General features: G+C 70.3%; 22 protein-coding genes and 1 pseudogene. 11 read left to right on the top strand and 12 right to left on the bottom strand.

Annotated elements, in window-relative coordinates; all coding sequences use genetic code 11:
- The first annotated feature begins 94 nt into the window (after window positions 1-94).
- Window positions 95-487 carry an isoamylase early set domain-containing protein gene (locus AB0K21_RS09060; RefSeq protein ID WP_364148928.1) on the top strand — a complete coding sequence of 131 codons (393 nt, stop codon included), beginning with the start codon at window positions 95-97 and terminating at the stop codon, window positions 485-487.
- A 150-nt stretch (window positions 488-637) separates the two neighbouring features.
- Here the strand turns inward: AB0K21_RS09060 and AB0K21_RS09055 are convergent, their stop codons facing one another.
- Window positions 638-1,750, bottom strand: a complete 1,113-nt coding sequence (locus AB0K21_RS09055) for an acetate/propionate family kinase (protein ID WP_364148926.1) — start codon at window positions 1,748-1,750, stop codon at window positions 638-640.
- Between the two features lie 207 nt (window positions 1,751-1,957).
- Between AB0K21_RS09055 and AB0K21_RS09050 the strand changes: the two genes are divergently transcribed.
- A complete protein-coding gene (locus AB0K21_RS09050; RefSeq protein WP_343966919.1) occupies window positions 1,958-2,326 on the top strand; it encodes an STAS domain-containing protein in 369 nt (122 codons plus the stop codon).
- A 66-nt stretch (window positions 2,327-2,392) separates the two neighbouring features.
- Here the strand turns inward: AB0K21_RS09050 and AB0K21_RS09045 are convergent, their stop codons facing one another.
- Window positions 2,393-2,611 carry an EF-hand domain-containing protein gene (locus tag AB0K21_RS09045; RefSeq protein WP_343966922.1) on the bottom strand — a complete coding sequence of 73 codons (219 nt, stop codon included), beginning with the start codon at window positions 2,609-2,611 and terminating at the stop codon, window positions 2,393-2,395.
- Window positions 2,612-2,767: 156 nt separating this feature from the next.
- Here AB0K21_RS09045 and AB0K21_RS09040 point away from each other — a divergent pair, with 156 nt between their 5' ends.
- The 6 genes and pseudogenes from AB0K21_RS09040 to AB0K21_RS09015 all read left to right on the top strand — a co-directional run bounded on the left by AB0K21_RS09040 (window position 2,768) and on the right by AB0K21_RS09015 (window position 9,870).
- Window positions 2,768-3,250, top strand: a complete 483-nt coding sequence (locus AB0K21_RS09040; protein ID WP_343966924.1) for a GNAT family N-acetyltransferase — start codon at window positions 2,768-2,770, stop codon at window positions 3,248-3,250.
- Window positions 3,251-3,583: 333 nt separating this feature from the next.
- A complete protein-coding gene (locus AB0K21_RS09035) occupies window positions 3,584-4,624 on the top strand; it encodes a lytic polysaccharide monooxygenase (protein WP_343966926.1) in 1,041 nt (346 codons plus the stop codon).
- 111 nt (window positions 4,625-4,735) lie between these two features.
- The gene (locus AB0K21_RS09030; protein ID WP_343966928.1) at window positions 4,736-5,245 is read left to right on the top strand and encodes a cellulose binding domain-containing protein; all 510 of its coding nucleotides are present in this window, start codon (window positions 4,736-4,738) and stop codon (window positions 5,243-5,245) included.
- 289 nt (window positions 5,246-5,534) lie between these two features.
- Window positions 5,535-7,907 carry a Tex family protein gene (locus tag AB0K21_RS09025; protein WP_364148922.1) on the top strand — a complete coding sequence of 791 codons (2,373 nt, stop codon included), beginning with the start codon at window positions 5,535-5,537 and terminating at the stop codon, window positions 7,905-7,907.
- Between the two features lie 602 nt (window positions 7,908-8,509).
- A pseudogene (locus AB0K21_RS09020) lies at window positions 8,510-9,391 on the top strand (glycoside hydrolase family 16 protein); the annotation flags it as partial.
- Window positions 9,392-9,516: 125 nt separating this feature from the next.
- Window positions 9,517-9,870, top strand: a complete 354-nt coding sequence (locus AB0K21_RS09015; protein WP_364148920.1) for a ricin-type beta-trefoil lectin domain protein — start codon at window positions 9,517-9,519, stop codon at window positions 9,868-9,870.
- A gap of 70 nt (window positions 9,871-9,940) precedes the next feature.
- On the opposite strand, the gene AB0K21_RS09010 is transcribed toward AB0K21_RS09015, so the two are convergent.
- The 3 genes from AB0K21_RS09010 to AB0K21_RS09000 all read right to left on the bottom strand — a co-directional run bounded on the left by AB0K21_RS09010 (window position 9,941) and on the right by AB0K21_RS09000 (window position 13,113).
- Window positions 9,941-11,383 (bottom strand): WGR domain-containing protein, encoded by a 1,443-nt coding sequence (locus AB0K21_RS09010; RefSeq protein WP_343969880.1) that lies wholly within the window; start codon window positions 11,381-11,383, stop codon window positions 9,941-9,943.
- A gap of 169 nt (window positions 11,384-11,552) precedes the next feature.
- The gene (locus AB0K21_RS09005) at window positions 11,553-12,179 is read right to left on the bottom strand and encodes a DUF998 domain-containing protein (protein WP_343969877.1); all 627 of its coding nucleotides are present in this window, start codon (window positions 12,177-12,179) and stop codon (window positions 11,553-11,555) included.
- Between the two features lie 259 nt (window positions 12,180-12,438).
- Window positions 12,439-13,113 (bottom strand): hypothetical protein, encoded by a 675-nt coding sequence (locus tag AB0K21_RS09000; RefSeq protein ID WP_364148918.1) that lies wholly within the window; start codon window positions 13,111-13,113, stop codon window positions 12,439-12,441.
- Window positions 13,114-13,249: 136 nt separating this feature from the next.
- On the opposite strand from AB0K21_RS09000, the gene AB0K21_RS08995 reads away from it, so the two are divergent.
- Window positions 13,250-14,413 (top strand): sensor histidine kinase, encoded by a 1,164-nt coding sequence (locus AB0K21_RS08995; RefSeq protein ID WP_364148916.1) that lies wholly within the window; start codon window positions 13,250-13,252, stop codon window positions 14,411-14,413.
- Window positions 14,414-14,438: 25 nt separating this feature from the next.
- Window positions 14,439-15,089: a response regulator transcription factor gene (locus tag AB0K21_RS08990; protein WP_364148914.1), complete on the top strand. Its 651-nt coding sequence runs from the start codon at window positions 14,439-14,441 to the stop codon at window positions 15,087-15,089.
- Here the strand turns inward: AB0K21_RS08990 and AB0K21_RS08985 are convergent.
- From AB0K21_RS08985 to AB0K21_RS08955, 7 genes are all read right to left on the bottom strand, one after another.
- On the bottom strand, window positions 15,083-15,526 hold the full coding sequence (locus AB0K21_RS08985; protein ID WP_343969864.1) for a protocatechuate 3,4-dioxygenase subunit alpha: 444 nt from the start codon (window positions 15,524-15,526) through the stop codon (window positions 15,083-15,085). The genes AB0K21_RS08990 and AB0K21_RS08985 overlap by 7 nt on opposite strands.
- The gene (gene pcaH / locus AB0K21_RS08980; protein WP_343969861.1) at window positions 15,526-16,206 is read right to left on the bottom strand and encodes a protocatechuate 3,4-dioxygenase subunit beta; all 681 of its coding nucleotides are present in this window, start codon (window positions 16,204-16,206) and stop codon (window positions 15,526-15,528) included. Before pcaH ends, AB0K21_RS08985 begins: the two co-directional genes overlap by 1 nt.
- Complete coding sequence (locus AB0K21_RS08975; protein ID WP_343969858.1) at window positions 16,203-17,378, bottom strand: 4-hydroxybenzoate 3-monooxygenase; 1,176 nt, start codon at window positions 17,376-17,378, stop codon at window positions 16,203-16,205. Before AB0K21_RS08975 ends, pcaH begins: the two co-directional genes overlap by 4 nt.
- Window positions 17,379-17,440: 62 nt before the next feature.
- Window positions 17,441-18,187: an IclR family transcriptional regulator gene (locus tag AB0K21_RS08970; protein WP_364148911.1), complete on the bottom strand. Its 747-nt coding sequence runs from the start codon at window positions 18,185-18,187 to the stop codon at window positions 17,441-17,443.
- A gap of 24 nt (window positions 18,188-18,211) precedes the next feature.
- The gene (locus tag AB0K21_RS08965; RefSeq protein ID WP_364148909.1) at window positions 18,212-18,655 is read right to left on the bottom strand and encodes an SRPBCC family protein; all 444 of its coding nucleotides are present in this window, start codon (window positions 18,653-18,655) and stop codon (window positions 18,212-18,214) included.
- Window positions 18,656-18,678: 23 nt separating this feature from the next.
- Window positions 18,679-19,584 carry an aminoglycoside phosphotransferase family protein gene (locus tag AB0K21_RS08960; protein WP_063766221.1) on the bottom strand — a complete coding sequence of 302 codons (906 nt, stop codon included), beginning with the start codon at window positions 19,582-19,584 and terminating at the stop codon, window positions 18,679-18,681.
- The gene (locus AB0K21_RS08955; protein WP_343969848.1) at window positions 19,584-21,032 is read right to left on the bottom strand and encodes a helix-turn-helix transcriptional regulator; all 1,449 of its coding nucleotides are present in this window, start codon (window positions 21,030-21,032) and stop codon (window positions 19,584-19,586) included. The genes AB0K21_RS08960 and AB0K21_RS08955 overlap by 1 nt, the downstream gene beginning before the upstream one ends.
- Window positions 21,033-21,264: 232 nt before the next feature.
- On the opposite strand from AB0K21_RS08955, the gene AB0K21_RS08950 reads away from it, so the two are divergent.
- Window positions 21,265-21,549: a hypothetical protein gene (locus AB0K21_RS08950; protein ID WP_030912059.1), complete on the top strand. Its 285-nt coding sequence runs from the start codon at window positions 21,265-21,267 to the stop codon at window positions 21,547-21,549.
- The last annotated feature ends 158 nt before the right edge of the window (window positions 21,550-21,707 follow it).

Genomic DNA, 21,707 nt, shown 5'->3' with positions numbered 1-21,707 from the left:
GGCGCGGCCCGGTGGTTGGCGTGATCTTCACGTCTTTCCGCAACCGAGATCACGGCACGTTACGCACGGAGACAGTGATGTCAGGAGGATTTCAGTGATCAAGCGCGGTAAGCCGACCAAGAATGGCCAGGTCAAGCTGACTTTCACCATAACGGACGGCCCGGCCAGGGGAGGGGTTTCACTGGTCGGCGACTTCAACGGCTGGGACCCCTACGCCCACCCCATGCAACGCAAGGAGAACGGCACCTACCAGGTGAGCCTGATCGTCCCCGCACGGCAGCCCATCCGTTTCCGCTATCTCGCGGACGGCGGCGTGTGGTTCGACGACGCCGACGCCGATCACCACGACGAGCACGGCGGCCGGATCAACCCGGTGGACGTCCAGGAGGCGCCGGAAGGAATCACCTCGGCGCCCGGCGTCGGCAAGCCGATGCGGCAGACGCTCACGGCGGGACAGCCGGTCACGAACTCGGTATCCGCCTCGTAAGGCCTGGCAACAACCACGCATGGAACGGGATCCCGCTCACGGGACAGACCGTTGCGCCGTCTCCGCGATCATCGGGGTGACCTGCCCCTTCCCGTCCCTGCGAGGGCGTGGAAAGGCAGGCCGCCCCGCCCGCGGACGGTGACCGGGTTCTCACGGACGGCCGCCGAGCACGCCGAGGGTGTCGCGGGCGAGTTGAAGCTCCTCTCTCGGACGGATCCCCAGCACGGGCACGGGTACGCCGGGTGCGCTGACCATCCCGTCGACGTCGAGGTCGGTGCGGACGGGCGGCTCGACCCCGAGCAGCGCGAGCCCGCGGCAGACGGCTTCGCGGACCTCCGGCTGATCCCAGCCGATCTCCCCGGTGAAGACGAGCGCGTCCAGCCGGTCCAGGCTCGTCGCGGCCGCGGCGATCTCCCGGCTCACCCGGTACGCGAACACCTCCAGGGCCAGGGCCGCGGCGGGATCGCCGGAGGCGACCAGTTCCCGGGTGTCGCCCGACTTCCCGCCCGAGAGTCCGAGCAGTCCCGACCGGTGTTCCAGGCCGTCGCGCAGCTCGTCGAGTGTGAGCCGGGAACCGGACAGCAGCCAGAGCAGCATGCCGGGGTCGACGCTCCCCGAACGCGTGCTCATCGGCACTCCCTCCAGCGGGGTGAACCCCATCGAGGTGTCCACGCTGCGGCCCTCGCGTACCGCGCACACCGAGGAGCCTCCGCCGAGGTGGGTCAGGACGACCTGGAGTGCGCGAACGGGCCGGTCGAGCAGTTCCGCGGCCCGCCCCAGCGCCCAGGCGTAGGACAGGCCGTGGAAGCCGTAGCGGCGCAGGCCGTACCGGCTCCTCCACCGCGCGGGCAGCGCGTAGGTGGCGGCGCGGTCCGGAAGCGCGGCGTGGAAGGCGGTGTCGGGGCAGAGCACGTGCGGGAGGCCGGGCAGCCGGCGCCGGGCGGCCTCGACGAGCGCGAGCGCGGGCGGCACGTGCAGCGGGGCCAGGTCCGCGTACTTTCCCACCGCGTCCAGCACATCGTCATCGACGACCGTCGGCCTCCGTACGGCCTCGCCGCCGTGTACCAGCCGGTGGCCGACCGCGGCGAGGTCTCCGTCCGGGGTGTCGGCGAGGAAGTCCCCGATCGTCCGCTCCGCCGCCCCGGAGTCGGGACTCCGCTCGCTGTGCTCGGTGCGCAGGACCTCGCCGTCGCGGACGAGGTGAAGCTGGAGGCTCGACGATCCCGCGTTGACGGTGAGCACTGCCAGTCCTTTGGTTCCCATTTTCCCGGCCTGCCCTGGAGGGGGACGGGCAAACGGCGCCTCCCCGAGCCGGTCCGCTTCGCGTCGGGCGCCGTCCTGACATCCGCCGTTTCACGGTCACCCGTTGAACTGTCACAAGCCACGGGCGTACGGTGGTGTCATTGGCACCGGTCCTTGCACGGCTCCCGACAGGGCGCTGTCTCCAACTGCCGTAGACAGCGGGGCGATATGACTCGGCTTTCCGTCACCGTGGACGCGCGTCCGCAGTTCTCCGTAGTGACCCTGATCGGCGATCTGGACAAATCATCGGCTCCACTGCTGGAGGAGAGGATCGCGGAGTTCATGAGGCGGGGTCATGTCTGCCTGGTCGTCGACACGACGGAGCTGGGATTCTGCGACTCCACGGGCATCTGGGTGCTGTTGACGAGCCTGCGGCGCGCCTACGAGCGGAAGGGCTGGCTGCGTCTCGTCGGCGTGCACGGATTCCTCGGCCGCCTGCTCGATCTGACCAAACTGCGAGACGCGTTTCCCATCGCCTCCACGGTCGAGGAGTCGGTGCACGAACTCTCCGGTGGGAGCGTCATCGCCTCCCGCTGATTCCCGGACGCCCTCCGGTGATCGGCCCTGGGCACGCCCGCTCTCCGAGGAGAGCGGGCGGGCGGATCAGCCGCGGTAGACCAGGCGAACGAACTCCTCGAACGAGAAGCGACCGTCGCCGTCGGAGTCACCGACCCGGTTCAGTGACCCGATGGCCTCCGCGGGCAGGTCGGGGAAGTGCCCGCGGAACTCCGCCTCCGTGACGAATCCGTCACCGTCGGCGTCGATGGCCGCGAACGCCTGCCTGAGTTCCGCCAACCGCTCCCCCGTGGGCTCTGTCGACATGGTGACCCGCCTCTCTCAACGACCCGCACTTCGATCAGCAGCCAACTTACGGGAGGAGCCACTCACACAGCTACACCGCCACATATGTCATGTTTTATTATCAAAAATCCGCTTTGCTGGCGCAGTCCCTCCGTACCCCGCGCCTAGACTGCGAGCATGATTCGCCCCGCAACACCGGATGACATTCCGACGATCATCGACATGATCCACGGCCTCGCGGAGTACGAGAAGGCCCCGGATCAGGTCAAGAACACCCCGGACCTGCTCCGTGAGGCGCTCTTCCGCCCCTCCCCCAGCGTTTTCTGCCACATGGCCACCGACGGGGACAGGGCCACGGGGTTCGCGATCTGGTTCGTTTCCTACTCCACCTGGACCGGCACGCACGGGGTCTACCTCGAAGATCTCTTCGTCCGCCCCGAGCACCGGCGTGGCGGGTACGGCAGGGAACTGCTCACCGAACTGGCCCGTATCTGCGTGGAGCGCGGCTACGACCGGTTCGAGTGGTCGGTGCTCGACTGGAACGCCCCCGCCATCGACTTCTACCGGTCGCTCGGTGCGGAACCGCAAGACGAGTGGGACAGGTACCGGCTCGCGGGCCCCGCGCTCGAAAAGCTCGCCACGACGGAGAGAAAGCGGTAGCCACACCGGGTGCGTCCTCGCCGCCAAGACCGGCCGGAACACCATTCCGGCCGGTCTTGGCGTTTTTCGCGTGGCATTCCCCGAACCATCGGAAGCCCTCGCGTGAAAACCTCACCGGAACACGCTCGGACTGTGAACCTTTCATCTCGCGGAACCGCCGTTCACCCCTCCGACCTGCTACGAAAGCCTGTCCTCGAACCCGTGGAAAGGCACTCCGTTTACACCCCGGGATCGACGACCTAGAGTCCGTCTCGCGTGGGCGCCGCACCGCCATTGATCAACTACTCGTCACCCCTCGAAAGGGAGGGTAATTCTGTGAGTAAATGGCGAAGTATGGCCATCGCCAGTGTGGCCACATTAATGACCGCACTGCTCGCCGTCGTCCTCGTTCCCCAGTCGGCCTCGGCGCACGGCGCCATGATGACGCCTGGCAGCCGGACCTTTTTCTGCTGGCAGGACGGCCTGTCCCCGCAGGGGAACATCGTGCCCATCAACCCGGCCTGCTCGGCGGCGGTGGCCCAGAGCGGGGCCAACTCGCTCTACAACTGGTTCAGTGTGCTGCGCTCCGACGGCGCCGGGCGGACCCAGGGGTTCATCCCGGACGGACAGGCGTGCAGCGGCGGCAACCCCGGCTACAGCGGGTATGACCTGCCGAACGCCGACTGGCCGGTGACGCACCTGACCTCGGGCGCGCAGATCCAGTTCAAGTACAACAAGTGGGCCGCCCACCCCGGCTGGTTCTACCTCTACATCACCAAGGACGGCTGGAACCCCAACCGGGCACTGACCTGGGGTGACCTGGAGAGCACGCCCTTCCACACCGCCGACCACCCGCAGAGCGTCGGCTCGCCGGGCACCAACGACGCCCACTACTACTGGAACGCCACGCTGCCCTCGAACAAGACGGGCCGCCACATCATCTACTCGGTGTGGAAGCGCTCCGACTCGGCCGAGACCTTCTACAACTGCTCCGACGTGGTCTTCGACGGCGGCAACGGCGAGGTGACCGGTGTCGGCCGGGCGGGCCCCAGCCCCCAGCCGACCGTGACGCCGACCGTGACGCCGCCGCCGGGGAACGCGGCGTGCACCGCCTCCTACAAGACCGTCAGCTCCTGGTCGGGCGGCTTCCAGGCCGAGGTGACCGTGAGCAACCCGGGTTCCGCCGCCATCAACGGCTGGACCGCGACGTGGACGCTCGGCAGCGGCAGCACCATCAACAGCCTGTGGAACGGCACGCACACCACATCGGGGTCCACGGTCACGGCCAAGAACGCCGACTGGAACCGCACGATAGCGGCCGGAGGCTCGACCACCTTCGGGTTCACCGCCTCGGGCACCAGCGGCTCCCCGACCGTCACCTGTACCAGCCCATAACGGGACATGGTCCCGCCGGTGCCCCGACGGGCGCCGGCGGGACCACACGCGTTTCCCCGTCTCACCCCGCCATGTCCGTACCGGGCCCGTGTCCTCGCGGAAGGGATTCCCGTGCCGCCCACCACGAAGATCGCGCAACTGCTGGGTCTCGTCTCGCTCGGCGCGGCGGTGGCCCTGATCGCGGTGGCCTGCGCAGGCCGGACGCCGGAGGGCGGGCACACCGCGGCGCACCTCCCCTCCCCGATCCCCCGTCAGGCCACCTCGGCGCCACCGCCTTCCCCTGCCGTCCGGCCGGACACCCCGGCCGCGCTCCCGGCCGCGGCGAAGTGCCGGGCGACGGTCACCCTGGTGGAGTCGTGGCCCGGCGGCTACCGGGGCGCCGCGACGATCACCAACGACGGTGAGCAGCCACTGGGCGGCTGGTACATCCAGTGGATGCTGCCACAGGGCGCGACCCTCACCCAGGCGTGGAACGGCACCCACATGCAGAGCGGCCCCGTCGCGATGATCCACGCCTTGGGCGACAAACCGCCGCTGCGGCCGGGAGCGACCGCCACCGACATAGGCTTCGTGGGAGCCGCCGCGACACCCCCGACCTTCACCGAGATCACCTGCGGTTAGCGGCACCCCGGGCTGGGCGCCCGCGGCCGGTCGGCCGAGGCCGAACGCGTCCGCCGACGTCTCCGCCCGGGCCTCGAACCGCCGGCGATCAGCTCCCCGCGCGCCGGGCGGCGGCGCGCGGAGCACCGGCGGCGGAATCCACCTCAGAGGCACCGAGACCGCGGCGTCCCGGGCGTCCTTCCCCTTCGGCTCTTTTCCGGCTCTCGCGTGATTCCCGCCTCCGGCTCTCCGACCCGCCGGGGAGGTGAGGCGGTAGCTTGGGGACCGCCATCAAGAAGGAAGAGAGATCGTGACCACGTCTATTCATCAGCGGATCGCCGAAGAGCTGGGTGTGCGCGAGCGACAGGTGCGGGCGGCGGTGGACCTGCTCGACGGCGGCGCCACCGTGCCGTTCATCGCCCGCTACCGCAAGGAAGCCACCGAGATGCTCGACGACACGCAGCTGCGCACGCTGGAGGAGAGGCTGCGCTATCTGCGGGAGCTGGAGGAGCGGCGCACCGCGATCCTGGAGTCGATCGACGGCCAGGGCAAGCTCGACGACGCCCTGCGGGCACAGATCATGGCGGCCGACTCCAAGGCCCGCCTGGAGGACATCTACCTTCCCTACAAGCCCAAGCGGCGGACCAAGGCGCAGATCGCCAGGGAGGCGGGGCTCGAACCGCTCGCCGACGGCCTGCTGGCAGACCCGTCGGTCGACCCGCGGGCCGCGGCGGAGGCTTTCGTCGGCGAGGGGGTGGCCGACGCCGCCGCCGCGCTTGACGGTGCCCGCGCGATCCTGGTCGAGCGGTTCGGCGAGGACGCCGACCTGGTCGGCGAGCTGCGCGAGCGGATGTGGACGAAGGGACGCCTGGTCGCGGCGGTCCGCGAGGGCAAGGAGGCGGAGGGCGCCAAGTTCTCCGACTACTTCGACTTCGCCGAGCCGTTCACCAAGCTGCCCTCGCACCGGATCCTGGCGATGTTCCGGGGGGAGAAGGAGGAGGTCCTCACCCTCACCCTGGAGCCGGAGCCCGAGCCCACCGGCACCTACGAGGGCCGCGTCGCGCACCGCTTCGGCATCGCCGACCAGGGAAGGCCCGCCGACGCGTGGCTGGCCGACACGGTCCGCTGGGCCTGGCGCACCCGCATCCTCGTCCACCTCGGCATCGACCTGCGGACGCGCATGTGGCAGGCCGCCGAGGAGGAGGCGGTCCGCGTGTTCGCCGCGAACCTGCGCGACCTGCTGCTCGCCGCGCCCGCGGGGAGCCGCGCGACCATGGGGCTGGACCCCGGGTTGCGCACCGGCGTGAAGGTCGCGGTGGTCGACGCGACCGGCAAGGTGCTGGCCACCGACACGATCTACCCCCACGAACCGCGCCGCCAGTGGGACCAGTCGCTGGCCACCCTCGCCGCGCTGGCGAAGAAGTACGACGTGGAGCTCGTCTCCATCGGCAACGGCACCGCCTCGCGCGAGACCGACAAGCTCGCGGGCGAGCTGGTGAAGCTGGTCCCCGGGCTGACCAAGGTCGTGGTGTCGGAGGCCGGGGCCTCGGTCTACTCCGCCTCGGCGTTCGCCGCGCAGGAACTGCCCGGCATGGACGTGTCGCTGCGCGGCGCCGTGTCGATCGCCCGGCGGCTCCAGGACCCGCTGGCCGAGCTGGTCAAGATCGACCCCAAGTCGATCGGCGTCGGCCAGTACCAGCACGACCTCGCCGAGACCAAGCTCTCCCGCTCCCTCGACGCCGTGGTGGAGGACTGCGTGAACGCGGTCGGCGTCGATGTCAACACCGCCTCGGCACCGCTGCTCACCCGGGTGTCGGGCATCGGCTCCGGACTCGCCGAGAACATCGTCCAGCACCGCGACGCCAACGGTCCGTTCCGGTCCCGCAAGGCGCTGAAGGACGTGGCCAGGCTCGGCCCGAAGGCCTTCGAACAGTGCGCGGGCTTCCTGCGCATCCGCGGCGGCGACGACCCGCTCGACACCTCCAGCGTGCACCCGGAGTCCTACCCGGTGGTGCGGCGCATCCTGCAGAGCACCGGCGGCGACATCACCACCCTGATCGGCAACGGTACGGTGCTGCGGGCCCTGCGCCCGGCGGAGTTCGTGGACGACACCTTCGGGCTGCCGACCGTCACCGACATCCTCTCCGAGCTGGAGAAGCCGGGCCGTGACCCGCGCCCGGCCTTCAAGACGGCGACCTTCAAGGAGGGCGTGGAGAAGCTCTCCGACCTCACCCCCGGCATGCTGCTGGAGGGCGTGGTCACCAACGTGGCGGCCTTCGGCGCCTTCGTCGACGTCGGCGTGCACCAGGACGGCCTGGTGCACGTGTCGGCGCTGTCGCACAACTTCGTCAAGGACCCGCGCGAGGTGGTCAAGCCCGGTGACATCGTCCGGGTGAAGGTGCTCGACGTCGACATCCCCCGCAAGCGCATCTCGCTCACCCTGCGCCTGGACGACGACGTCAAGCCGTCCGGCCCGCGAGGACCGCGCGACCAGCGCGACCAGCAGGGCGGTGGCGGTCAGCGCCAGGGCGACGGCGGCGGCCGGCGGGGGGGCGGGCAGGGCGGCGGGCAAGGACGCGGCGACCGGCAGGACCGCGGGGGCCGGCAGCGTAACGCGCCGAGTGGCGCGATGGCGGACGCCCTGCGCCGCGCCGGGCTCGACGGCTCCGGCGGTCGCCCCTGACCCCGGACCGGGACGGTCCGGACACCGGGTAGGAGACCCTCGTGCGGCGGCTTCCGGGAGGAGACCGCCGCACCGCACGCGGCCAGGACGAGGACGGGCCCGGCGGCCTCCGCGAACGAGGCCACCGGTGCCGCGCGATCCCCCACGCGCCGTCAGCGCATCGCGGGCGTTCTGACGCGTTCCGCTGACAGGGACGACTCCTGGAACGGCCCCCTCTCCGACCTCCCGCTTCCCGCCCCCACACAGATCAGGGCGCTTCGCACAGGGAGGCGAACCAGGCCGCACGACTTTTTTTACCTCTTGCATTGACTGGAGAACGAAGTCTGACCTAGGGTCCCGGGCAAGCGAGATCTTGCCTTGAAGGGACCCCCCATGACTCGCTCTCTGCAACGCGGGGCGTTGGCGGACGCGAGACGCGCCGGCCGCTCTCCGTCCGGGCAGGACCTCGCCTCCCCCTGCCGTATCCGTCGCGGCAGGCCCCCAGGACACGCCGAGCGACGTGCCGTCACACGTCAGGCCCACCGGGTCGCGTACGGCCACTCGCGAAAGCACGCTCGTCACGTCCGGCCCTCGCACGCCCCCCAGGACGGAAGGAATCAGCGATGATCTCCACCAGCCCGCGCCCCCTGCCGGAACCACCCGGCGGCGCGCGACGCCCGCGAACCCCGCTCGCACGAGTCGGCGGCCTCCTCGCGGCGATGCTCCTCACCTCCGCGGCCCTCGTCCCCTCCGCCGCGGATGCCCAGACCACCGCCGTCCAGGGCAGCACCGTCCAGGGCGGCACCGTCCAGAACACCGCCCAGGTCGCCGCCGCCCCCGGCCCCCTCGTCTGGTCCGACGAGTTCGACGCCGCCGCGGGCACCGGCCCCGACACCACCAAGTGGCGCCGCGACGTCGGTGGCGGCGGCTTCGGGAACAACGAGCGGCAGTACTACACCGCCGGCAACGAGAACATCGCCCACGACGGCGCCGGCAACCTGGTCATCACCGCACGCAAGGGCAACCCCGCCGGTTACTCCTGCTGGTACGGCTCCTGTGAGTACACCTCGGGGAAACTGACCACCGCCGCGACCTTCACCCGCGCCTACGGCCGCTTCGAGGCGCGGATGAAGCTGCCCCGGGGCAAGGGCATGTGGCCGGCGTTCTGGATGCTGGGTGACAACATCGGGTCGGTCGGCTGGCCCGCGAGCGGCGAGATCGACATCATGGAGAACGTCGGCAGCGTGCCGGGACAGGTGCTCGGCAGCCTGCACGGCCCCGGTTACTCGGGGGGCAGTCCGCTGAGCGGCAGCTACACCCTGCCGGGCGGTCAGGCCTTCGCCGACGCCTTCCACACCTTCGCCGTCGACTGGGAGCCCGGCTCGGTGACCTGGTACGTCGACGGCATCCAGTACTCCAGGAAGACTCCCGCCGACACCCGGGGCAACCCCTGGGTCTACGACCACCCGTTCTTCATGATCCTCAACCTGGCCGTCGGCGGCAACTGGCCCGGCTCGCCCGACGCCTCCACGACCTTCCCCCAGCAGCTGACCATCGACTACGTCCGCGTCTACGCCCAGGGCGGCGGCAGCGGCGGCCGTACCGGGCAGATCACCGGCATCGCCGGCAAGTGCGTCGACGTCGCCGCCGCCGGCACGCCAACGGAACGCAGATCCAGCTCTACGACTGCAACGGCACCGGCGCCCAGCAGTGGACCATCGGCACCGACGGCACCATCCGCGCCCTCGGCAAGTGCATGGACGTCACCGCCGCCGGCACCGCCAACGGAACGCAGATCCAGCTCTACGACTGCAACGGCACCGGCGCCCAGCAGTGGGTCCACACCGCGGCCCACGACATCGTGAACCCCGCCGCCGGCAAGTGCCTGGACGCCACCGGCCAGTCCAGCGCCAACGGCACCCGCCTGCAGATCTGGGAGTGCAGCGGCAACCCCAACCAGAAGTGGACCGTCCCGGCGGCCTGACCACCCCGTCATGGGCCGGGAGCGCTCGGCCCATGACGGGCTCGGCCGTGGAGCCGATGTCGCCCCTCGGTCAGAGCAGGCGCCTGATGTCGCCGTAGGCCCGGTAGAAACCGCCCCGCTCGGAGAAGCGGACGCCCTCGACGAGGTAGCGGGCCCCGGCCTCGCGCACGCCCTTGGGGAACTGCACGTTCCGCCGCACGTCGTAGCCCTCGCTGACCACCCGCACCCGGAGCCGCTCGCCCTCGCGGAAGCACTCCACCACCACGCCCTCGCCGGTGTGCGAGACCGTGTCGAGCACCACGGTCTCCAACTCGGTGGTGGGCTCCACCACCGCCAGCCCGGCGGACGCCTTGACGTCGACGGACTCGGGGACGCTGCCCCCCTGGGCCGCCACGATCGCCTCCTCGCTCACGTCGATGCAGGCCAAAGTGCCGTCGGTGGTCACGATGTAGAGGCGGTCGTCGAGATACTGCATGGAGAAGGCGGAGCCGCAGCCGGTGGCCAGCTTCCACAGGCGCTCGCCGCCCTGGTCGAAGCAGTAGATCGAGGAGTGGTTGTCACCGGCGAAGACGTAGCGGCCTTCGGGGGCGGTGGCGCAGGAGAAGACCGTGGCGTCGCAGCGGTAGACCGCCTGGCTGACGCCGTCCGACTTGCGCAGCCGGTGCACGGCGCCGCGCGAGGTGCCGGCGTAGACCGAACCGGTCTCCTGCCAGCCGAACAGCACCGCGCCGTTGATGGGCGTCTCCCAGACCGGCACGCCGTCCGCGGCGTCATAGCGGGCCACCCCGTTGGAGTGTCCGTGGTAGACGGCCTCGTCGTCACAGCGGACCATCCAGGCCGAGTCGCCCTTGCCCTTGCGCGCCCACTGGAACTCGTCCTCGTGGTCGATCGTGGTGATCCGCCCAGCACGGTCGGAGACGCCCAGCACGCCGTCGTGGATGTCCAGCCAGTAGATGTCGACGTCCTCGGCGATCTCGTACGCGACCCTCGGGACCTTTCCACCGAGGTCGTAGACCTTGCCGTCGTCGGCACCCGCGTAGATCCAGAAGTCGTCGCCGACGATGCACTTGACCCCGTCGGGGAGCCGGAAGCGGCCGGTGACGGTGCCGCCGTGGGTGACGGTGTAGACGTCACCGCGCTGGTTGCCGACCCAGCAGCGCTCGGAGTCGACGAAGATGCCGAACGCCGCCGCACCGCTGGCGAAGCGCCAGAGCACCGGCGCCTGGGCCGCGGTGGAGCGGGCGCTCTCCACGCTGCGCCTGGTGACCGCGCGGCGCTGGCGCACTCCCTGCACGGCGGGGGCGTAACCCCTGCGGATCTTCTCGTTGATCTTCTTCGCGGCGGCCGCCTCGGCCTTCGCGACGCTGGCGAAGGCCGATGCCTTGGACTGGCCGGATTCGCCGATGCGGCCGTACCTGATCGTCACCTGGGTTCCGTCGAGCACCACCTCGTAGAACTTGTGCGAGCTCCCGCCGTCCTCGGACAGTTCCAGGTACGTGCTCCGCGCGGTCATGCTCCACCCTCTCCGTTGATCGTCGCTTCCGGAGCGTAGAGCAGCTGTACGACAAATAAGAAAAAGTCAGGAAAGTAGAGGAATGGTGGTCGATCAGCGGCCGGACCGTCCGTGTTCCGCGCTCCGGTCTCCCCTGACCGGAAGTACGTCACCCCGGATCGCGAGAGGGTCAGCCGCGAGCGGCCACCGGGAGTGGGCGGCGGGTACGGCCGCACCGGGCTCCGGCCATCAGGCCCAGCATGGCCAGCACCGCCACCTCGAAGCCCACCACCAGCCGCTGCGTCACCCCGGCGGGGATGTCCTCGCCCGCCAGGTCCACGCCTGCCATCCGCACCACGTACGGGAGGACCACCAGGACCAGCACGCCCAGGGAGGCCAGGCTGAGCAGCCGGATCGCGCGGGCGTACGGGCCGGCCGCGTGCCGCCTGGCCAGGAGCAGTCCGGCGACCGGCATCGTCAGGAAGGCCACGAACGCCGCGTACCTGTGGATGCCACCGGACATCGACAGCGGCACGCCCGGCTCGTCGGTGGGGAAGGCGCCGATCAGCAGCATGCACAGGCCCCAGATTCCGACCAGCAGGGCCGCCGCGCGGTCCTCGTCCCGCCGGGCCAGCACGGCCCCGATGACGGTCGCGGCGGCGGCGAAGAGCGTGAGCGACAGGGGCAGCAGCCAGCCGTCCGCCTCGAACGCGTACTCGCTGATCACCGTGTGCACCGGGTCGAGACCGGTGACCACATGCAACCCGAGCATCGTGGCGGCCCCGGCGCCGATCGCCGCGTAACCGCCGAATACCATCGCAGATCCCGTGAACGCCTGACTTCCCATGCCTCAACGATGGCGACGATCAAGATTCCGGAATATCGGAGAGAGCCCCCTGACGTCCCTGAACGGCCCCGTAAGGATCTCGGGGCCAGGTAGTGCCGTCCTTCCGGGGGCGCTCCCCGCGACATCTCCCTGACCTGCGCGAAAACCCGCGGTGGTAGGGCGGCCCTCATCAGGGTCGCCCCCGGGACGAGGCCCGTCTCCCGCGGGCACGCCGCCCGTCGGGAGGCGGTCACGCACCGACCGGCGCGCGGTGCGGGTTCCACTCCTCGTCGCTCATCCGGATCATCGCCACGCCCACGGCACCGAAGACGACCAGCAGGAGAAGCGGCCCCGAGTAGCCGAGCAGCGGATTCCAGAGCCGGGCGCCGACCAGCCAGACCACCAGCCCGACGAACACGCCGGCCGGGAACCACCACCCGGCCCGCCCCGCGCGTGCGTACGCCACGGCCACCAGGACCAGGCCGAGGAAGGAGCCGGCCATACCCGGGATCTGCCAGGCGACGATCAGCGCGGGCTGGGCGGCGTCCTGCAGGATCTTCGTGGCCGTCTCCACCGGGAGCTGCTGGTAGAGCACGATGTCGAAGAAGTCGGAGATCATCAGCGCGGAGAAGTTGATCAGGCCGAGCACGGTGACCGCCCCGGCCAGGTGGGCGAGGACGACACCCCTGCGCCGGACGAGGTGAACCATGCCGATCACGCCGGGCACCCAGAGCACCCAGGCGTAGTGCAGGAGCGTCGCGCTGACCCCGGTGGCCCCGGGGTTTTCGGCATAGCCGAGGGTGTCCTCGACTCCGAACTCCAGGGGATCGACGATCATGCCCAGCAGCAGGCAGAGGGGGGCGAGGATCAGGCTGACGCCCGCGGCCCCGCGACGGAACGCGTCAGGATCGGTAAGAGTGAACATGGCTCGGAAACTACGAACCGGGCCCCATCTCCGTCATCAAGGCCCGCCTTGACCCGCAATCCCCCCGAAGATGGATGTCAACCGCCCTTCCCGCCCCTTACCCTCACGTCATGCCGCACCCCCCTCCCCCCGCGTCATGAGCCGCCGTTTTCCGCCCACCGCCGTCGACTGGCTGATCGCGGCGGTCATGGCCGTGTTCGGGCTCGCCGAGGAGCTCAGCGAGCGCACGTCGGCCTTCGACCACGAGCAGTCCCCGTGGTGGCTGATCGCGGTGCTGGCCGCGGCGGCACTGGTGCTCGTACGGCGCCGTGCCCCGTTCACGGTCCTGACCGTCTACTCGCTGGCGAGCGCGGCGAGCTTCGCGTACTTCGGCGACCTCGCCGCCGCCTGGCAGTTCTACACCCAGCTCATCCTGCTGTTCACCCTGGTCAGCGAGGTTCCCCCGCGAGATCCCAGAACCGTGGGCGGGCTCGTGGTCACCGGGCTCTTCATCGGGTCGATGGTGCTGATCGGCGACCTTCCCTCCGGCCCCGGAGACGTGGCGGTGGCCGTGGTGATGGCCTCGATCGCCGGCGGCACGGGCCTCGCCGTGTGGCGGCACCGGCAGCTCGCGCTTCAGGCGCGGGAACGTGGCGAGTTGCTCGCCCGCGAGGCCGTGGCCGAGGAGCGCACCCGGATCGCCCGCGAACTGCACGACGTGGTCGCCCACAGTGTCAGCGTCATGGTCATGCAGGCCGGCGCGGCCAGGCTGATGCTCCGCCCCGACCAGCTGGTCGAGCGCGAGACGCTGACAGTGGTGGAGGAGGCCGGCCGCGAGGCGGTCGAGGAGCTCCGCCGCATGCTCGGCCTGCTGCGCACCGACTCCAGCGAGGACGGGCTGGCCCCGCAGCCCAGCCTGGCCCGGCTGGAGGACCTGGTAGAGCAGGTACGCGCCGCCGGGCTGGAGGTGGAGCTGACCGTGCGGGGCGAGGCCCGGCCGCTCCCGGCCGGGCTGGAGCTGTCGGCCTACCGGATCATTCAGGAGGCGCTGACCAACACGCTCAAGCACGCGGGCCCGGCGCGCGTCACGGTCACCGTCTCCCACCTGCCTCGTACGCTCAACCTGGAGGTCGTCGACGACGGCCCCAGAAACGGCCACGTCGGTCCCCAGGGTGCCGGGCACGGTCTGATCGGCATGCGGGAGCGGGTCGCGCTCTTCCACGGGCGGCTCGCCACCGGGCCGCTGCCGGCCGGCGGTTACAGCGTCAGCGCCTCGTTCCCGCTGGCGATGCGGGTCAGCGGGGAGAGACCCGCGGACTGAGCGGGAGACCATGAAGGAGAGCCGAATGACCATCACCGTCATGCTGGCCGACGACCAGGCCATGATCCGCCGTGGGCTACGGCTCGTCATCGGCACCCAGCCGGACATCCGGGTGATCGGCGAGGCCGCGGACGGGCGCGAGGCCGTGGAGACGGCCAGGCGCCTCGGGCCCGACCTGGTGCTGCTCGACATCTCGATGCCCCGGATGTCCGGCATCGCCGCGGCCCGCGAACTGCTGGCCGACCAGGCCCCGCCGAAGATCCTCATCCTGACGACGTACGACACCGACGAGAACCTCGACGGGGCCCTGCGCGCGGGGGTGAGCGGCTTCCTGCTCAAGACCTCGCCGCCCGAACAGCTGTTCACCGCGATCCGCACCGCGGCGCGGGGCCTGGGCGCGCTCGACCCCGCCATCACCACCCGGGTCATGGCGGGGTACGTGGGCACCTCCCCCCTCCCGCGGACCGTCACCCAGCGGGAGCGGGAGGTCCTCACCCTGATCGGCCGCGGCCTGAACAACTCGGAGATCGCCGCCACCCTGTTCGTCGCCGAGTCCACGGTCGGCACCCACATCAACCATCTGCTGTCCAAGCTCGCCCTGCGCGACCGCGCCGAGGCGGTCAGGTACGCCTACGAGCACGGCCTCGTCCGCCCCGGCGAGCACCGGGATCAGTAGGCGAAGAACACCGTCTCGCCGTCACCCTGGAGGCGGACGTCGAACCGGTAGGACCGCTCCCCCTCCGGCACCGCGACGAGCGTGCTCCGGCGCACCGGATCCACCTCGGCGGGGAACGGCGCCTCAGCGGTGAGGTAGACCCGGGTCCAGACCGGCTTGAGCAGGCCGCGTGCGAAGATCAGCAGAGGGATGTAGCCGTCGGGCCTGGCCGTGCGGAAGCGGTAGGAGCCGTCGGCCCCGGTCTCGCAGCGACCGAACAGCCCCGGCTGGCAGATCTCCAGCAGCGCGTCGGACACCGGTTCGCCCGCGCCGTCCAGCAGCCTGCCGCGCAGCTCGATCATGTCCGGATGGTCCTCCGGCACGACGAGGGGTCCCTCTTCGTACGGCAGGGCGAACGAGAAGAACGGGCCCACGGTCTGCGACGGGGTCTGCGACATCACTCCTCCTCAAAGGGGGTCGCACCCAGCACGACGTCCCAGCGGTAGCCGAGCGCCCACTCGGGCTCGGTGACATCCAGGTCGAAGGCGGAGACGAGCCGTTCGCGGTCCTTCGGCTCCGGGACCGACTGGAAGATCGGGTCGTAGGCGAACAGCGGGTCGCCGGGGAAGTACATCTGGGTGATCAGGCGCTGGGTGAAGGCGGTGCCGAACACCGAGAAGTGGATGTGCGCCGGACGCCAGGCGTTGGGGTGGTTACGCCAGGGATAGGACCCCGGCTTGATCGTGACGAACCGGTAGCGGCCCTCGGCGTCGGTCAGGCAGCGGCCGAATCCGGTGAAGTTGGGATCGAGCGGGGCAGGGTGCTGGTCCACCGGATGGGCGTACCTGCCGGTGGCGTTCGCCTGCCAGACCTCCAGCAGCGTGTTCGGCACCGCCCGGCCCCGGCTGTCGAGGACCCGGCCCGTGACGATGATGCGCTCGCCGATCGGCTCGCCCGCGTGCTGCCTGGTCAGGTCGTGGTCCAGCGGCCCGACCGGCCGGTGGCCGTAGACCGGGTCGAGCAGCTCCGCCGCCTCCGGATCGAGGGCGGGTCGCACCGGCGGGTACGAGGGAGCGCGAAGCAGGGTGCTGAGATAGCCAGGGGTGAGGTGGTGCGGGTGCGGATCTGTGAGGGTCACGGATGGGCTCCGAAATCGAAGGGCAGGCCGACGTAGTTCTCCGCGAGCGTGGTCGCGGCGGCCTCTGAGGAGGTGACGTAGTCGAGGTGTGCGGTCTGCAGGCGCCGCCCGTAGGGGTCGTCGGCGTCGAAAGTGTGCAGCAGCGTGGTCATCCACCAGGAGAAGTGCTGGGCACGCCAGACCCGTTTCAGGCAGTTGCCGGAGTAGGCGTCCAGCAGATCGCCGGAGCCCGTCGCGTAGAACTCGGTCAGGGCCTCGGTCAGCAGCCGGACGTCCGCGACCGCCAGGTTGAGTCCCTTGGCCCCGGTGGGCGGCACGATGTGGGCGGCGTCCCCGGCGAGGTAGAGGTTGCCGTGGCGCATGGGCTCGGCGACGAACGAGCGCATCGCCGACATGTCCCTGGAGATGATCGGCCCCTCGGCCAGCGTGAAACCGGGGACCGTCTCCAGGCGTGCCCGCAGCTCGGCCCAGATCCGCTCGTCCGGCCAGTCGTCGAGCGAGGCGTCCGGGGGGACCTGCAGGTAGAAGCGGCTGATCTCCTCAGAACGCATGCTGTGCAGCGCGAAGCCCCGCTCGGTGTGGGAGTAGATCAGCTCCTTGGCCGACGGAGGGATCCGCGCGAGGATGCCGAGCCAGGCGAAGGGATAGTCCCGTTGGAAGACCGTCAGGACGCCCTCGGGGATCGACCGCCGCGAGACGCCGTGGAAGCCGTCGCACCCGGCGATGACGTCACAGTCGAGGCGCTCACCCTGGAAGGTGAGGTAGGGGTCCCTCTCCAACGAGTGCAGGGCGACGTCCGGGACGTCGAAGAGAATCTTCCCTCCGTCGGCCAGTCTGCGGGCGACGAGGTCCTTGACGACCTCCTGCTGACCGTAGACGGTGATGGCCCGGCCGGGAACGAGCTCCTCGAAGGGGATGCGGTGCCCGGCCCCGCCGTACCGCAGCTCGATGCCGTGGTGCGGCAGCCCCTCGGCGCGCATCCGGTCGCCGACGCCCGCCTCGTTGAGCACGTCCACCGTGCCCTGCTCCAGCACCCCGGCCCGCACCCGTTGCTCGATGTAGTGCCTGCTCCGTGCCTCAAGGACCACCGAGTCGATGCCCCGCAGGTGGAGCAGATGGGAGAGGAGCAGCCCGGCGGGGCCCGCTCCGACGATCCCGACCTGAGTTCGCATGCGTCGAGCATTCCGCACCGTCCACCCCCGCACGCGTCACTCTTCCGCTCAGCGGAAATCTCTCAGCTCCGCAGGGCGGCGAGATCCCGGGAGAGGGCCCCGGCCGCGGTCAGCACGGCGGATGCCAGCCGGCGCTGATCGGCGTTGTGCCGCCAGGCCACCAGTGACAGCGCCGCCACCACCCGGCCGGCCGCCCCCCGTACCGGCACCGCGACCGAGCAGGTGCCCACCGACATCTCCTCCTGCGTACAGGCGATCCCGGTCCGGCGGATCTCCTCCAGCTCGGCACGGAGCCGCGTGGGGTCCACCACCGTGTTGGGCGCGTGCGGGGTGAGCTCCCCGGCGAGCACCCGCTCCACCGTCTCCGGGTCCGCGTAGGCCAGCAGGACCTTGCCGACCCCGGTCGCGTGCAGCGGCAGCCCTCCGGCCACCCGCGAGACGATCGGCACGGAGGTGGGCCCGCGCAGTCGCTCCAGGTACAGCGCCCGGTCGTCACGGAGCACCGCGAGCTGCACGTTGTCGCGGGTCGCGGCGTAGAGGTCCTCCATGTACGGCAGGGCGAGCTCGCGCAGCTCCCGAGGTTCCGCCGCCTGGGCGCCGATCTGCCACAGCAGCATTCCGACCCGGTATGAGCCGTCGGGGAGCCGCTCCACGAATCCACCCGCCACCAGCTCCGCGACCAGCCGGTGGCCGGTGGCGGGAGGCAGCTCGGCCCGGTGGCAGATCTCGGTGAGCGTCAGCCGCACGTCTCCCGGCAGGAACGCGCCGAGGATCGCCATCACCTTTCCGGTGACCGTGGGCGCTCTCACGCGTCCCGCTCCGGCCGCCGAGGCCTAGGGGGCGGAGCCCAGGCGGGTGGCCAGGATCCCGGCACGGGCGAGCTGCACCTCGCGGGCCTTCTTCGCGGCGTAGCCCAGCATCGGCCTGACCCAGGCGTGCACCACGAGGATGTCCTCAACCTCGGTGCCCCCGTTCTTCTCGCTGAGGGTGAACCGGTAGTCCAGGCGCACCCCGCCGGGACTGTCGACCTCGCCCTCGACGGTACGCGGCGTGTTCCGCAACGTCACCTTGATCATGTTGTCGTACTTGACGACGCCGAGGAACCTGAAGCGTTCCACCGAGGTGTAGCGGGTCTCGGTCTCCCCTTGCTCGATGTCCTTGACCGCGACCACCATGGGTGAGAGCCCTATGTAGCTCTGCGGCTGGCTCAGGTGGGCACGGAGCGCCTCCGGGGTGTTACGGACGTAAAAAGTATTGCGAAGCGTGACCTTTGGCATGCTCTGTCCCCGCTTGAAGATCTTTATTGGGAGACACTAGCGGGTTCCGCCATGTACCAGCGAGCATGTTGTTCACCTCGGGTGAGGGAATCGAGCCTGCGAGGCAACTCGCGCCGGGAGAAGGGATCCGCGGCGGCGTTGCGGATGTGGATCCCCACCGCGTAGATGTCCCTGACCTCCATGAGGGTGGAGTATCCCGGCCAGGAACGCAGATCGCTGCCGTACGCGTCGGCGAACGCGTCCACGTCGGCGGCGGTCAGCCCGAAGCGCCGCTGGCCGTGGTAGGTGTGGACCAGGTCCCACTCGCGAGGGCCGACCGCGACGCCGTCCCAGTCGCAGAGCACCACATGGCCGTCCGTGCAGCGCAGCAGGTTGTCGATCCAGGCGTCACCGTGCAGCAGCACGGGCTCGTCCTCCACGCCGAGGTCCAGCCAGCGCTCCGTCAGCTCCGCGATGCGGTCGCGCAGCCAGGCCCGCTGGCCGGGAGTTAGCTCTTCGGAGCGGTCCACGGCGCGGCGCACCTCGCACAGCGGATCGACGAACCGCCGCAGAGCCATCGGCGGCACCGGCAGCAGGTGCAGGCTGCGCAGGATCTCACCCAGTTCCGTGGTGGTGGGGCGGCCGCTGGCCGGCACGTAGTGCCAGAACGTGACGACCCTGCCCTCGTGCACCACGGGCTGCTCGGAGATCTCATCGGCCGGGCGCACCGCGGGGAACCCCTGCTCGGCGAGCCAGCGGGCCACCGCGAGGACCAGCGGCAGCCGGGTCAGCGCGTTGGGCGCGGTGGCGATCCTGACCACGATCTCACTGCGCAGCTTGAAGACGGCGTTGCTGCGCACCCGCAGCAACTCCGCGTCCCGGTGATCGATGCCGAGATCCTCGCAGACCTCCCGCAGGACGGTGAAGGCCTCCTCGGCGAGCGACCCCATCAGCTGACCGGAGCCGCGCCGGCGACCAGGTCGTTCAGGCGGCGCACCGCCGCCACCCTGTGCCTGGTCTGCGGCACCTCCGACAGCAGCGCCCTCGCACGGTTGAGCACGATGGAGGTGCGGTGCTCCGGCGGGACCTGAAGCAGTGCCTTCTCCGCCAGATGGCAGGCGTCGTCGACCTTGCCGTCGCGGACCAGGTGCGCCGCCTGGTCGAGCAGGATCAGCACCGGGTCGATGGCGTACGGTTCCGAAGGGCTGGTGGGCCCCGGCTTCCAGTCGACATCCTCACCCAGCTCGATCAGGGTGCCGATCCGGTAGAACTGCAGCCGCCGCTCGGAGAAGCGGAAGGCCAGGTGGTCGTGGCCCTCGGGGGGCATCCTGGCGAAGATCCGCTCCGCCTCGGCCAGCGCGACCCTGGCCGCCTTGTGCTCGCCCATCCGGGCCAGTGCCCGCGCCTCGGCCGCCGCGCCGAGCGCCGCCGGGGAACTGGGCGCGCTCCCCGCGAGCATCCTGGCCTCGCGCGCCAGCCGCACGGTCTCGGCCAGGTCTCCGTAGTAGTACGGCAGCATCGCCTGCTGTGCCCGGACGAGGGCGCGCAGCCGCACGTCGCCCATGTCGTCGGAGGCGTTGCGCGCGGTGCCGTACCAGGCGTGGGCCTGACGGGTGTCGCCGAGCTTCATCAGCGCGTCGGCCGACAGCAGCGCCAGCATGACCGTGGCGTTGAGCAGGCGGCGCTGGGCCATCGCGGGCTGACGGGTCAGGGAGAGCGTCCTGACGTCCGACAGCTCCAGCATGAGCCGGTAGAGCATCGGCACCGGCGCGCTGCTGATGTACTCGCGCCGGTAGCGCAGCACCTGCTCGTCGAGCCGGTCGAGCTGTTCCTCGGAGACGGTGGAGATGGCGAGCGTACGGTCCAGGTCCTGACGGGTCCGCTCCACCTCGGCCAGTAGCCGGCCCGTCATCACGGACCGCGAGCCGAGCAGGGCCTGGTGGAACAGCGCCCGTCGCTCGATGTCGTCTTCGGACCGCTCCCGCTCCTCGGCCTGGTAGGGCGAGCGTCCCTCGCCGCCGGAGACGACCACGACCTTGGCGCCTCCGCCGTCCTCGCAGTAGTCTCCGGCCAGGCCCAACCTGACGGCGTTCGCGCGGTACAGTCGGGCCAGCAGATCGATGGTCTGCGGGCGCGGTCTGGCCCGGTTGTTCTCCCAGGCATTGAGCAGGTCGATGCTGGCCCGCGCCTCGCCCAGGTCCTGGCGCTCACAGAGCTCCTCCAGCTCCTGAACGGACTGCCTGGCCGACCATCCCCTGGCCAAACGGTGCGCCTTGAGCAGGCTCACCCCGCAGCAACCGTGGATGGCCTGCGCGGTCTGCCAGTGGGTCCACTGCCTGGACGCCGCCTGCTCGCGCCAGCGTCGCGCGCATGCGGGCGAGTGCTCACCTCGGGCCACGGCGTCCCTCTCCCGGTCGCTGTTTACGCAACATTAACAAGGGCGCACCACAGCGTAAACGCGTCCGTGCGCTGGATTCCTTTTATTCGCGGTTTCTCCACGGAACATCCATGACTTTCCGGTCTATTCCACTGATCCCGAGGGGGTTTGCGGAAGGACCGATTGCCTCAAGTGCCACGAAACCGCACTCTGCAAAGAGGCAAGTCACGAGTGTCCGCCAGGAGTGATCCGGATGATGGCAGAACGCGGCGAGGCCGTCGACCACCTGCGTCGGTTGGCAGCCCAGTTGGAGGCACACGCCTTCCAGGTACGCCTGAGGTCGGCAGCGGGGCTTTATCCAAGGCTCCATGTGATCAACCCGATGGCCCCCGCCAGGACCGAGGACGTGCTAGCCGCCCATGAGGACGACGGCGAGTGGTGGTTCTGGTTGTCCTGGGCCGGTCGCATCGGCCACGCGGAGGACGTCGCCACGGCCGCGGAGCGTGTGGCCAGTGTTCTTCATGTGATACGGAGATAGGTGATTCTTGGGGCTGACATGGGTAACACCCGATGATCCAGCCCAGAATGGAGCGGCATCGTGAAAAGGATCCTGGTCGTGCAACGCCCCCGTCCCCCCCGCAACCCGGTACCGCTCGACCTGCGCAGCCCCTCGGGTCGTACGCTCCCTTTCTGACC

It is taken from the genome of Streptosporangium sp. NPDC049248 (assembly GCF_040678965.1).
In the GTDB taxonomy this organism is placed as follows: Bacteria; Actinomycetota; Actinomycetes; order Streptosporangiales; family Streptosporangiaceae; genus Streptosporangium; species Streptosporangium fukuiense.
The sequence above is the reverse complement of the archived record's forward strand: the minus strand, read 5'-3'. Positions and strand labels throughout refer to the sequence as shown.